This is a genomic window from Pseudomonas poae, assembly GCA_028869255.1.
Lineage (GTDB): Bacteria > Pseudomonadota > Gammaproteobacteria > Pseudomonadales > Pseudomonadaceae > Aquipseudomonas > Aquipseudomonas poae_C.
In genome coordinates this window covers 1,800,260-1,812,299 of sequence record CP110972.1, presented here as the reverse complement: position 1 = coordinate 1,812,299, position 12,040 = coordinate 1,800,260, and the positions used below count along the sequence as shown (strand labels likewise).

At 60.4% G+C, this 12,040-nt stretch carries 12 protein-coding genes; 5 read left to right on the top strand and 7 right to left on the bottom strand.

Annotated features, from left to right (window positions below; genetic code table 11):
- Positions 1–185: 185 nt before the first annotated feature.
- A complete protein-coding gene (locus LRS56_08465) occupies positions 186–2,003 on the top strand; it encodes a sigma-54-dependent Fis family transcriptional regulator (protein ID WDU64488.1) in 1,818 nt (605 codons plus the stop codon).
- On the opposite strand, the gene LRS56_08460 is transcribed toward LRS56_08465, so the two are convergent.
- From LRS56_08460 to LRS56_08450, 3 genes are all read right to left on the bottom strand, one after another.
- Entirely contained in the window at positions 2,000–2,932 is a 933-nt protein-coding gene (locus LRS56_08460; protein ID WDU64487.1) for a FecR family protein, read from the bottom strand. The genes LRS56_08465 and LRS56_08460 overlap by 4 nt on opposite strands.
- Positions 2,929–3,471, bottom strand: coding sequence for a sigma-70 family RNA polymerase sigma factor (locus tag LRS56_08455; GenBank protein WDU65711.1), 543 nt, complete (start codon positions 3,469–3,471; stop codon positions 2,929–2,931). The genes LRS56_08460 and LRS56_08455 overlap by 4 nt, the downstream gene beginning before the upstream one ends.
- A 258-nt stretch (positions 3,472–3,729) precedes the next feature.
- Complete coding sequence (locus LRS56_08450) at positions 3,730–5,841, bottom strand: TonB-dependent receptor (GenBank protein ID WDU64486.1); 2,112 nt, start codon at positions 5,839–5,841, stop codon at positions 3,730–3,732.
- Between the two features lie 240 nt (positions 5,842–6,081).
- On the opposite strand from LRS56_08450, the gene LRS56_08445 reads away from it, so the two are divergent.
- Both LRS56_08445 and LRS56_08440 read left to right on the top strand, forming a co-directional pair.
- On the top strand, positions 6,082–6,240 hold the full coding sequence (locus tag LRS56_08445) for a hypothetical protein (GenBank protein WDU64485.1): 159 nt from the start codon (positions 6,082–6,084) through the stop codon (positions 6,238–6,240).
- Between the two features lie 44 nt (positions 6,241–6,284).
- Positions 6,285–6,872, top strand: a complete 588-nt coding sequence (locus LRS56_08440) for an XRE family transcriptional regulator (protein ID WDU65710.1) — start codon at positions 6,285–6,287, stop codon at positions 6,870–6,872.
- A 50-nt stretch (positions 6,873–6,922) separates the two neighbouring features.
- On the opposite strand, the gene LRS56_08435 is transcribed toward LRS56_08440, so the two are convergent.
- The 4 genes from LRS56_08435 to LRS56_08420 form a co-directional block, all read right to left on the bottom strand.
- A complete protein-coding gene (locus LRS56_08435; protein WDU64484.1) occupies positions 6,923–7,426 on the bottom strand; it encodes a hypothetical protein in 504 nt (167 codons plus the stop codon).
- A 270-nt stretch (positions 7,427–7,696) separates the two neighbouring features.
- Positions 7,697–7,966 carry a hypothetical protein gene (locus LRS56_08430; GenBank protein WDU64483.1) on the bottom strand — a complete coding sequence of 90 codons (270 nt, stop codon included), beginning with the start codon at positions 7,964–7,966 and terminating at the stop codon, positions 7,697–7,699.
- Positions 7,967–8,127: 161 nt separating this feature from the next.
- The gene (locus LRS56_08425; protein WDU64482.1) at positions 8,128–8,580 is read right to left on the bottom strand and encodes a GAF domain-containing protein; all 453 of its coding nucleotides are present in this window, start codon (positions 8,578–8,580) and stop codon (positions 8,128–8,130) included.
- A 103-nt stretch (positions 8,581–8,683) separates the two neighbouring features.
- Complete coding sequence (locus LRS56_08420; protein ID WDU64481.1) at positions 8,684–9,433, bottom strand: hypothetical protein; 750 nt, start codon at positions 9,431–9,433, stop codon at positions 8,684–8,686.
- A gap of 536 nt (positions 9,434–9,969) precedes the next feature.
- Here LRS56_08420 and LRS56_08415 point away from each other — a divergent pair.
- Both LRS56_08415 and LRS56_08410 read left to right on the top strand, forming a co-directional pair.
- A complete protein-coding gene (locus LRS56_08415; GenBank protein WDU64480.1) occupies positions 9,970–11,046 on the top strand; it encodes a catalase family peroxidase in 1,077 nt (358 codons plus the stop codon).
- The gene (locus LRS56_08410; protein WDU64479.1) at positions 11,043–11,591 is read left to right on the top strand and encodes a cytochrome b/b6 domain-containing protein; all 549 of its coding nucleotides are present in this window, start codon (positions 11,043–11,045) and stop codon (positions 11,589–11,591) included. The genes LRS56_08415 and LRS56_08410 overlap by 4 nt, the downstream gene beginning before the upstream one ends.
- The last annotated feature ends 449 nt before the right edge of the window (positions 11,592–12,040 follow it).

Sequence of the window (12,040 nt, the reverse complement as noted above, 5' to 3'; positions counted from 1 at the left end):
GAACAGTTCTGAACAACACTCTCACCATCAACACAGAACAAATGTGGGAGCGGGCTTGCCCGCGATTGCGGTGTATCAGCGTGCTCATGCAGTGACTGACCCACCGCTATCGCAGGCAAGGCAGCTCCCACATGGGTCCGTGCAAGGCTCAATAAAAATAACAATAAAAATGAAGGTCGCCCCCCATGGCCGAACCCCTGGCTCACGACACCCTTATCCAGGAATCCTGGCGCCGTTGCCGCGCCTTTGGCCTGGACCACCAGAGCACGCCCAGCTTCGACCAACTGCCGGCCGAGGGCATCAGTCAGTTGCTCGAGAGCCAGCATTCGCTGGTGCAGACCACCCATCAGGAAGTGCTGCCCTACTACGAAAACATCCTGAGTAACTCCAACTGCCTGATCATGCTGGCTGACAATCAGGGCCAGGTGCTGACCAGTTGGGGCACCCAGCGCTTTATCGAGCCCAAGTTGGCCCGGGGGTTCAGCGCCGGCGCCAGCTGGATGGAGCGCGCCAGCGGCACCAATGCCATCGGCACCGCATTGGCGTGTGCCCAGGCGGTGCATATCGAACATGACGAACACTTTCTCAAGGCCAACCGCTTCATGACCGGCTCGGCGGCGCCGATCTTCGACGCCCAGCGCGAAATCATCGCGGTGCTGGACGTGTCCAGCGACAGCTACCTGCCGCCCTCCCACACCCTGGGCATGGTCAAGATGATGAGCCAGACCGTGGAAAACCGGCTGATCCTCAACCTGTTTCGCGGCGAGCATTTCCAGCTGACCTTCAACACCGGCCTGAGCAACCTCGACAGCCAATGGGCGGGCCTGCTGATCTTTGATGACAGCGGCCAGGTGCTATCGGCCAACCGGCGCGCCGACAACCTGTTGGGCATCAGTTTGTCGCGGGTGATGATCGACAGTTTGTTCAAAGTCTCGCTGCTGGAGTTGCTCAATCAGCCGCAGGGGCTGCCCTTCTCCCTGCAGGCGGCGGGACGCAATCGGTTCCAGTGCCTGTTGAAACGGCCGAAGCAGATGCCCGTGCAAGCACGCGTGTTCAGCGAACCAACACCTGCAAAACCGGCTGCGATCAACTTGAAAACCCTGCACTTTGGCGATGTACGCGTGGAAAAAGCCGTGCGCCAGGCCGAACGCCTGCTGGAAAAGGACATCCCGCTGCTGATCCACGGTGAAACCGGGGTGGGCAAGGAAGTGTTCGTCAAAGCCCTGCACCAGGCCAGTTCCCGCAGCCAACAGGCGTTTATCGCGGTGAACTGTGCGGCGATTCCGGCCGAGCTGGTGGAATCGGAACTGTTCGGTTACGAAAAAGGCGCGTTCACCGGCGCCAACCAGAAAGGCAGCATCGGCCTGATCCGCAAGGCCGACAAGGGCACGCTGTTTCTGGATGAAATCGGTGATATGCCGTTACCCACCCAGGCGCGCCTGTTGCGGGTGTTGCAGGAGCGCTGCGTACAGCCGGTGGGCAGCAGCGAGTTATTCCCGGTGGACTTGCGGATTATTTCAGCCACCAATCGGGCACTGCGCGAGTTGGTGCAGGCCGGGCGTTTTCGTGAGGATCTGTACTACCGCATCGGCGGCCTGACCCTCGAATTGCCGCCATTGCGCGAGCGTACCGACAAGCAGGCGCTGTTCCAGCAACTGTGGCAGCAACACCGCGAACCCACGCAATGGGCCGGGCTGAGCGCCGAGGTGCTGGCACTGTTCGAGCAGCACCCCTGGCCCGGCAATTTGCGCCAGGTGAGCAGCGTGTTGCAGGTGGCACTGGCGATGGCTGAAGAGCAACCGATCCGCCCGGAGCATCTGCCGGACGATTTTTTTGTGGATTTGAACCTGGCGCCGCCGCTGCCCGCCAGCGAGTACCTGGATGACAGCATCGACTTGACCCAGCGGCTGAAAGCAGCCGGCGGGAATATTTCACACTTGGCGCGGGAGCTGGGGGTGAGCCGCAACACCCTGTACAAACGCCTGCGCCGGCACGACGCCTAACGCGGCTTGACCACCACCAGCAGGTCGGTGAAGTACTCCACCTGGATCGGCAGGTTATCTGCCAGCGCCGCCAGCGCCGCCGCCGTGTCGTCGAGCTTGAACACACCGGACACCCGCAGGTTTTGCAGGGCCTGGGGGTCGAAGCGCACCAGGCCGTGGCGGTAGCTGGCCAGGGTTTGCAGCACATCGCCGAGAGGCTGGTCGTTGACCTTGAGCAGGCCACGGGTCCAGGCATCCGGGTCGGCATCGCCAATGGCCTGGGGCGTTTGGGCGCGGCCATGGTCGAGGACCGAGCGTTGGCCGGCCGTGACCTTGACGCCTTCGCGTGTGTCGCCTTTGACCGCCACACTGGACTCGATCACGGTCACCACCGTGGTCCCGTCCGACGCACGCTTGACCAGGTAACGCGTGCCCAGGGCGGTCGCCGTGCCCTGGTCGGTGCGTACCACGAAAGGCCGTTGCGCATCCTTGGCCACGTCCACCCAGAGTTCGCCTTGCAGCAGTTCGATTACCCGTTGGTGGCCGTCAAACTTAACGTCTACCGCCGAGTTGCTGTTGAGTTGCAGCCGGCTGCCGTCTTCGAGGGCGACCTCACGGCGCTCGCCGACGCCGGTACGCTGGTCGGCCATCCACACCGGCAAGTGTTCCAGGCCCAGCCAACCGCAGAGCAATACGCCGAGCAATCCCGCCACGTGGGCGGTGCGCGGCCGTTGCGGGGCGAAAGCGCGGTTCAAAGCCATGCGCGCAGGTTTAGCGGGCACGGTATCAAGGCTGCCCCACAAGGCGCGCATACGCTCGATGGCGACAGCGTGGCGCGGGTCCGCCTGGCACCAGGTGGTAAAAGCCTCGCGCTCGGCGTCGCTGACGTCTTCGTCGTGCAGGCGTGTCAGCCAATTCGCCGCTTGTTGAATGATTTGTTCGGAGTTCATGCCAGCGGGTCTGCCGCGTGCAGGCTGTGGTAGCAATGCACCAGTGCGCTGGAGATGTAGTTTTTGACGGTGCTGGAGGAGACGTCCAGGCGGGTGGCGATTTCGCTGTAGGTCAGCCCATCCAGGCGACTCAACAAGAACGCTTCACGGGCCTTGGCAGGCAGGCCGGCGAGCATTTCGGCGATGCGCTCCAGGGCTTGCAAGGCCACATGGATCGCCGCCGGATCAGGCATGCCGGCGTCTTCAGACTGGATTGCCAGCGCGTGCATGTAGGCTTTTTCGATGCGCCGCCGCCGGGCGCCATCGATCAACAGCCTTCCTGCCGTGGTAGCGAGGAAGGCCCGCGGTTCTTTGATATGTTGCGGCTCGGCCAGCATCAGCACGCGGATAAAGGCGTCGTGGGCCAGGTCGGCGGCATGCTGGGAGCAGCCCAGTTTTTTGCGCAGCCAGCCGTGCAACCAGCCGTGGTGCTCGCTGTACATCGCCGTAAGGGTCTGCTGCCGGACGGAGTCGCCCAGCGCGGCCGGAATGTCATGCATGCGCAAAAGTATCTCAAATGGGAAATATTACCAATTGCGCGAACAATGCCAGTAAAACGATTTGGGGGCAAGGGGCTACAACGATTGCCCTTGTGGCGAGCGGGCTTGCCCGCGTTGGGGGGCGAAGCGGCTCCAGTGAGGCTGAATGCGGTGTGTCAGGCTTCCTTCAGCGGCTGGTTTTGGGGCTGCTGCGCAGCCCAGCGCGGGCAAGCCCGCTCGCCACAACAAGCGCGCTCGTCATAGGAAGAGAATGTGTGCTTAGCGCCAGCTCCAGGACACGCCGGTGTAGATGCCGCGACCGTCCGCCGGGGTGGAGCGCGCCACATCCAAGCCTTTGTCGTCGTAGCCCGGAGTGACGGTGTTGGCGTAGCGCCGGTTGGTGAGGTTGCGCAGGTCAACCCAGGCTTGCCAGTCCTGCTTGGGCGCGTCGTAGCCGAAGGTGGCGCCGAGCAGCGTATAGGACGCGGCGTAGTAGGAGTTGGCATAGTCCACCGCCACCCGTGACGAGTACTCGGTGTTGAGGCTGGTGTAGAACCCCGTCGGGTGGCTGTAGCGCAACTGCGCCTGGTAGTAGTGCTTGGGGATGCCCGGCAAGGTGTTGTCGCCGAATCGGTCATCGTCGCGGTAATGGAAGTCGCTGAAGGTATAGGCTTGGCGCAGGGCGAGCTGGCCGCTGCGGCCGCCGTCCCATAACGGGCTCAGCAGCCCCAGCTCCACGCCTTGGTGCACGGTGGGGCTGGCGTTGGATTCGGCGATGATCGCATTGCTGGTGGAAGTTTGGCCCTGGGTTTCCACGCTGAGCAATTCGTGACGCACTTCGGAGCGGTACAGCGCCAGGTCCCACTGGCCGAACGATGCTTCTCCCCGTCCGCCGAATTCCAGGGTGGTGGCGGTCTGATTCTTCAGGCTCACGCCTTCACGCGCCAAGCCTTTGGCCGCGCCGCTGGTGAAGTACTTGTTGGAACCCCAGATCATCGACCACGCGTGCGGCGGCTCGACCGAGCGGCTCAGGTTGCCGTACACCTGCAATTGCGGGTTGAAGTCGTAACGCAGGCCGATACGCGGGGCGTAATCCCAATCATGCTGGCTGAGCGGCGCCTGGCCTTCGGGGTAGGTGACCTGGGTTTCGCGGCGCGTGTAGATCGCGGCCAGGCCGGTGGTCAGCCACAAATCCTGGGCCAGTTCCAGGTCGTTGCCGATGTGCAGCACGGTGTCAGAACCCAGGTAGCTGTAGTCGCGGGTCTTGGTGCCGGGGGCGTAGCCTGCGGTGTTGCCGGCCGGCGTGCGCACGTATTCCGAGGCGCCATTGTTGGGCATCGCCTGGGTGGTGCGCAGGCCGAGGGTGGTTTTGCTGTCGTGGCCGAACAGCGTGTCCTGGCGGATATAGTTCAGGGTGCTGCTGATATCGGTGTAGGCCACCTTGAGGCGGTTGGTGCCTTCGCGCAGGTCCATCGGGTAATCGTGGTAGGCCAGCCCGGCTTCGAGGCGCGAGTTGTCGTCCAGCTGCAAGGTGGTTTTGTTGGCGATCCAGGTGGAGCCGGGTTGCAAGCGCTTGGAATCGCGGGCGGCGTTGAGGCTGTTGGCGGCACGCGGGTCGTGGCTGATCTGCGCACGGGTGAGTTTGCCCGGGGTGTCGTTGGTGGTTTCGCGGTAGCGCAAGTAGAAACGGGTTTCCAGTGCCGGGCTGAAGCGGTAACCAAAGTTGGCCGCAACCCCCTTGCCGGTGGCGGCACTCTGGTGCTGATAGCCGTCGGATTCGGAGTCGGTAAGGCTGATGTAGTAGTCGGCATCCCCCAGCACCTGGCCCGAGCTGATCTCGCGCTGGGCATAACCACGACTGCCGGCTTCGTAGCGCACCTGCAGCTTGGGCGCGTCATAGCCGGTGCGGGTCACGTAGTTGACCGAACCGCCGAGGGCCAGCGCGCCCTGGTCAAAGCCGTTGGCGCCGCGCAGCACTTCGACGCGGCTTTGCCACAACGGGTCCTTGAGTTCGTAGGGCGTGCCACCAGGGCCGGTCAGCGGCAAGCCGTCGAACATTTCATACAGCCCCGAGGCGTGGGAGCCAGGGCTGCGGTTTAGGCCCGAACCGCGAATGGACAACTTCACGCCTTCATTATTCGCCGCCTTGGCGTACACCCCGGGCTGGTACTTGAACACGTCTTCATTGGTGCTCACCCGCCCCTGCTGCACGCTGTTCATGTCGATGTAATTGGTGGCGCCGGGCACGCTCGCAAGCTGCGCCTGGGCCACTTCGCCGGCGCTGGCTTCGCTGCTGGTGACTTCGACCGGGGCCAATTGCAGCGCTTCGGCCTGCACCAGTGAGCTTAAGGTCAGGGCAGCAAAAAACAGCGGAGGTTGACGCAGCAGCATGGGGTGGGTCCTTGGAATTCGGGGGCGTGGCAGGCCAGCCGGCCACGCGAACAGTGATGGGAAGACAGGGACGCCCGCCAGGTCACGCCTAATTAAAGGACCAGACCCTTCCCACAACAGTGTAGGAGCCGATTTAGTTGCTAAGTCCGAAATCGAATTACCACATGCAAACTCAGTATTTAAAGAAATAACCGGCAAGTATTACTGTGGGCCCACTGAACCACCCATGAGACTGCCCCCATGCAAGCAACCGCCACCGTCATCGACTTCACGCTTCACCGCAAACGCCGCCAGGCACGTACAGCGGCCGAGCTGATGTGGGCGATGTACGCGGCGCGTGCCGGGCTCGCGGTGTTTACCGCACAGGCCGCCCCGTCCAGCGATACCCGCCGGGCGTAAGGCCAGTGAATTTCCTGCACGTGCTGCCCGAACCGCCTGATCCCCTGCCCAAACCGAATACTGACGACGATGTGATCAGCCTGTGCGTCGCGCACAACCTGCAACGTCTGCGCAGCAAGCGTCATCTGTCACTCGACGGCCTGGCACGCGCCTGCGGCGTAAGCCGGGCGATGCTTGCGCAGATCGAGTCCGGGCGCAGCGTGCCGTCGATCAAGGTGTTGTGCAAAATCGCCAAGGGTTTGAAAGTCTCGGTGGCGGCGTTCCCGGAGGATCGCGCATTTGAAGGGGTGGAGGTGCTACCGGCGCAACAGAGCAAACGCCTGGTGAGTGCCGATGGCGCGTTTACCAGCCGTGCGTTATTCCCCTACGATACGGCGCGCCAGTCCGAATTCTATGAGATCCGCCTGCGGGCGCTGGGCGAGGAAGTCTCCGATGGCCACGGCCCCGGCATCCAGGAAAACCTGGTGGTGGCCCAGGGTGTGCTGGAGGTCAGCGTCAACGATGAGCGCTACCTGCTCTCCACCGGCGATTCGATCCTGTTCTACGCCGACCAGCCGCACCGCTATCGCAACCCGGCGGACAGCGAAGCGGTGGCGTTTTTGGTGATCACTTACCCCGAACGCCTGGACTGAAATGCAAAACGCCCCGAATGATCGGGGCGTTTTTTATTGCGCGGGACCTGTCAGCAGGTGCAGCACATCATCGGCATGCCGTTGCAGCTCATCATCATTGGCATGGCGCAGTCGTTCATCAGTTTGTTCATCAGCATGCAGCAGTTGGTCATCATCGCCATGCTCATGCCTGGCATCGGCATCATTTTGCACTGCATGCCATCAGCCTGCATCGTGCACTCCATCACGCACTTCATCATCGGCATCTGCATGCCCATCATCGGCATCATCTGCATGTTCATGCCCGACATCATGGCCATGGCGTCGGCGGACATGCACATCATCGACATATTGGCGCACTGCATCATCATCGGCATGCCGCAGTTCATCATCATCGCCATCATTTCGGCGTTGGTCTTGAACTGAGCCATGTCCATGCCGGCTGCCGGCTTCATGGTGCACATCATGGCGTCGCCGGCCATTTCGCATTTCATGGTTGCCATCATCATCGGCATGCCCATCATCGGCATCATAGGCATGGAAGTGTTCATCGGCATCTGCATTGCATTCATCATGTTCGAAACTCCGTAATCGACAGGAAATGGCTAAGTTCTGGCGCCGATTCTAGAGACGCCAGGCAACGGCGCAAGACGCCGGCAGAGCAGCAATATCGGATGTTCGGAGGGAAGCTTAGTCGATTGAAACAGCTGCAAAGGATGCTATGCCGTCGATTACGAAGCTACTACGCGACTGGTTGCCGCTATCTGGCGTTAAACGACGTCATGGATATTCGATCAAGGAATGTCATCCAACCAGAAGGAAATAAACGATCTAACAACTGCTCCTTATGGGCTGGGCACCTCCAGCTTGCGCATCAATTCTTCCGCTTCCGACCCCGGAGTAAACCTGAACCCGTACATTTCATCGGCGGAAAGGATCTCACCCAGCGTCTCCAGCAACTGCGCTGCTGTAGGCGACTCACGCAGCAATTTATGCGCGGGCAGCAACACATCGGCGCCAACGCCCTGAACACTCGCGGCATCGATCACGGCGAAGAGGATAAAGCGCAGGCGTATTTCGCGGTCTGTCGGCCAAACCGTTTTTCGCTTTCCCAAGGTGGGCCTCATTTTTTCGGAAAAATCCGAGGCTATTGCGCACCGAGGGGTGTTTCAAGCGCTGGGCATCAAGATAGGCCACTTCCTACAGCCAAAAGGGAAAGAGCGCACCTTCCCGCCCCCTATAGAGGCATTGAAAAGTGCCGGCCAAGCCTCTGCACTCAAGCGCTGTTGCGTTGCAACTCCAGCGTCGTGCCGATGAGACGGGTGAAGATGGTGAGGATTTCGATCATTGGCGTGTTCTCAAGCTTCCTGGGCAATGTATCCAGTGCGCACAAGGTGCCGAAAACGCGGCCGTCCGAGAACACGATGGGCAGCGATATGTAACTCTCGAAACCGTGCTCCTTGGGCAGCGGATGCTCCCAGAACACCGGGTCCCGGCTGGCATGTTCGATGATGATCGAGGTGCGATTGCCGCGCAGCTGATTGCATAACGTGGCCTCAACCAGCAATTCGTCGCCCGCCTCCAGGCCGAATTGCAGCTCGTCATGCACCGCGCACGCCACCCAATGCGTGTCAGTCATCTTGGAAATCGCCGAAAATCGCATCCCGGTCAACCGCGAGGTAAGCCGCAGAATGTTGGAGGTCGTTTCGATCTCCGTGATGGCATCCAATTCTTCAACTGTCAGATGTTTGATAACACTCTCCCAAGATCACAGGTGTCGCCACTGCATCGGCCATCCGTGATGCGGCTTAAATCCCGGCCGACGAAATGCATCACTGCACCGGCAGGAAATTCATCAGCAGCAAGCTTTGCGCGTAATTGAGCCCGATCCGCCGGTAGCGCTCATCGAGCATCTGGGTCAACAGGTCGAGGCGCGCCACGATCTTGCCGAACTCCACGGCAAAGCTGAGGTTGCTGCCCTCCTCCGATATCTCATTGGAAAACAATAGCAGCACGCCGTTTGCATCCTGGCGTTTACTGAGCAACCAAGTGGCCTTTTCGATATTGCGCGCAGCATTGCTGACGAATTGCGGGTTGATCGAGTCGGTTATGTAGAACTCGGTACGCCCACCATGCGCGGTCACAAGCATGCTGCCGATCGCGTAGATAAAGGCCCCGACCCGGTCCCCTTGGAATTCCGGGCTCAGGGAGTAGCTCAGGGCTGCCAGGTCACGACGCTCGCCAAGGGCCGGCAGGGATCGCTGTTGTTCAATGGCCTGGCGAATCTCCCGCGCAGCCGTCACCGCATCCGGGTAACCCGACTGACGCCATTGGTTGGGGTTGCGCAGGTAGAGCTTGTTCATCAGCAGATAAAGGCTTTGCAGGTTGTCGCGCATGCCCAGGGTCGCCATGCGATCGACGCTGGTCTGGAAGAACTCGTCGGGTTTGCCATTGCTCAATTGCTTGGCGATATCCCGCCCTTGTTGCTGGCTGCAACCGCCGGCGCAGAGCATCAACACCACTGCCAGCCACAACGGCCGGCGCATCCAGCCAATTTTGAATAAACGTAACGTGCGATCCATCGGCACCCGATCTGGTTCTTTTGCCCACGCGGGGGATCGGCGGGGCTGCGACAAAGATAGATTGGATAAATGAAAAAAAGTGCAATGGGGCCGGGCAGATAGTTGTAAGCAGCACCTGCCGGGCGTTTGGCTCCATTGAACCGTCAAGAATCCGTTTCACGACCTATACTCAAAAGTACCAACAGTTGTTGGGGAGGTCAGGACCATGAAACATCCCATTCGAGCGCAAATGGTTGTCCAGATGATTTGCCTGCTTTCGGTGGCTCAGCTTTTCTGCTGAGTGGTACACGACGGCTTTGAAAGTCAGCGGCGGGTGCGGCGTAGGGATACTTTGCGCGTCAAAAATGGACATGCCGCAAAAATCGCAAAAGCCCTGGTAACTGCTTCACATACAGCGCCACACCCGTCCCCCGTCACGTGACGGCGCGTGCGGCTCGCCGCGAATACAATCTGCCAGTAACGCTGGAACTCTTTCGAGACATTTCGCCACTGACTGCCGCAATGCGGATGGCCGCTTGTTTCGGAGGTAGTGGGATTTGTCGCGTTTTCTTTCAACATTTCGATCACGCGGGTGCTCGGCACTCTGTATCGGTTTCATTGTTGCCGGTTTGGCGTTCGCATTTGCCTGGCTGGCAGGGTGGATCGGCCAAGGCCGGCTCACCTCCGGGCAGGTGTTGGCTGTGCTTGTCAAAGATGCTCCACATCCGTTCCCGGCGGGTTTCAGACGCGCACACGGCAAAGGCATGTGCTTCAGCGGGCAGTTCGCCCCCACTCGACAAGCGGCCGAGCTTTCGTCTGCAGCGGTCTTCAGGGGAGCATCCAGCCCTGTAGTGGGGCGTTTTTCCCTGGGGTCTGACAACCCGCACGCAGCGGATAACACCAGCCGCGACTTGAGCCTATCGCTGCAGCTTAAGGATCTCGAAGGCGGTGAATGGCGCATTGCAATGGTGAACAGCCCCTTCTCCGCCACTGCGACCGTTGAGGAACTGGTAGCGATGATCAGCGCATTTGAGCCTGATGCCACTTCCCACGCGCCAGTGCCGGCCCGGGTTGAGGCGTTCTACCAAGCCCACCCGCAAGCGAGAAAACTTGCCCTGTGGTCTGAAAACGCCCCCTGGGCCAGCAGTTTCGCCGTCACCCAATTCAACAGCATCAACACGTTCGTGTTTATTTCCGCGCAGCAGCACAAACGCTTCGTTCGCTGGGCGTTACAGCCACGCCTCCCGTTCAGCGCCTGGCCGGCAGACGCGCGCGAAAAAGCCCAATCGCAGGATTTATTCGACGAGCTTCAAACCCGGCTTGCTGCCGAGCCGCTTGTATGGGACCTGGTGGTAACCATTGCGGAGGCGACCGACCCCGTTCTTGACCCTTCACAGCCGTGGCCTGAGAGCCGGCAGCGGATCAATGCAGGAACGCTGAACGTGAACGCAGTGAGCCAACAGGCGACCGGCGCATGTCGCGATATCAACTTTGACCCCACCATTGTCCCGAACGGGATCGAGATTTCGGATGACCCGATCCTGCACGCACGATCAGGGGTTTATGCAAAATCGTTCAACCTGCGACAACGCGAGAACGGCGACCACGCCCCCGGCAAAGAGGTGACGCCATGAAAGCCCCCAACCTTCGGCCCAAGCGCTACAACCTCACTGGCCGCCTGCTCCACTGGTTAATGGCCGTTCTGCTGTTGTCCACCCTGTTCATCGGCGTTGCAATGAGCAGTGCGCTGCAATGGCGACCGCAGCTGCTGAGCGCCCACTTATTGCTGGGCGTAGGCATTTTCGTACTCGCCGTCATGCGCATCTGCAATCGGTGGCTCAGCCCCTCACCCACGTCGCCGGAGGGGCTGACGCTATGGCACACGTACGGATTGGCGGCGGTACACCTTGCCTTTTATGGCCTGATGACGATGCTCCCCCTGATTGGCTGGGCCATGCTTTCAGCAGGGGGTTATCCAACACCCAGCGTCCTTGGCAAGGCGCTTCCGGTGCTGGTACAGCCTGATCCGCGACTGTACGCAGCGCTGCAGCAAACCCACGCACTGCTGGCCTATGCGTTCTTTGCATTGATCCTGCTGCATTTGGCGGCAGCGCTATTTCATGTATGGATCAAGCGCGATGGTGTTTTCAGTCGAATGGGGTTTGGCCCGAACAAGTGATTCGCCACGTCCTCTGCGGGCATGCTGAAAGAGAGATCCGCCTGCCGCTACTTCTTTGGGTGGGCATAAGGTTGAAGTGGCATCTTTGAGCGCGCCAGATGCAAAAAGCCCAGCACTGGGCTGGGCTTGATTCAACGTAACTACTCTGCGGGAGACTGAACGGATGGCGCCTCTTTCTTCACTGCGGGCGTTGGCTCGGGCACTTCCACCCAACCCTTCTTCAAATACTCGTCAGCTACAATTTTGCGTATCAAGAAACAGTAGATGAGTGGCAACCCCCAATAGGTATGGCCGCCCACGGCGGGCCTGCAAGAAACCCCAGCCCTATCGCGACAACCCAGATCAACAAGTGCCGCCAAAGGCCGGCAAAAAGAAGATAGATCGCACCCAGAAACAATATTGCCAGAACCTGAAACGCATCGACCTCTTCAACCTGGTCACTGTCTGGG

What these genes read in the sequence shown, in the direction of transcription:
- LRS56_08445 (WDU64485.1), top strand. Translation starts at nt 6,082, where the DNA reads ATGCAAGCAACCGCCACCGTCATCGACTTCACGCTTCACCGCAAACGC.
- LRS56_08465 (WDU64488.1), top strand. Translation starts at nt 186, where the DNA reads ATGGCCGAACCCCTGGCTCACGACACCCTTATCCAGGAATCCTGGCGC.
- LRS56_08450 (WDU64486.1), bottom strand. Translation starts at nt 5,841, where the DNA reads ATGCTGCTGCGTCAACCTCCGCTGTTTTTTGCTGCCCTGACCTTAAGC.
- LRS56_08420 (WDU64481.1), bottom strand. Translation starts at nt 9,433, where the DNA reads ATGGATCGCACGTTACGTTTATTCAAAATTGGCTGGATGCGCCGGCCG.
- LRS56_08435 (WDU64484.1), bottom strand. Translation starts at nt 7,426, where the DNA reads ATGATGAATGCAATGCAGATGCCGATGAACACTTCCATGCCTATGATG.
- LRS56_08410 (WDU64479.1), top strand. Translation starts at nt 11,043, where the DNA reads ATGAAAGCCCCCAACCTTCGGCCCAAGCGCTACAACCTCACTGGCCGC.
- LRS56_08455 (WDU65711.1), bottom strand. Translation starts at nt 3,471, where the DNA reads ATGCATGACATTCCGGCCGCGCTGGGCGACTCCGTCCGGCAGCAGACC.
- LRS56_08460 (WDU64487.1), bottom strand. Translation starts at nt 2,932, where the DNA reads ATGAACTCCGAACAAATCATTCAACAAGCGGCGAATTGGCTGACACGC.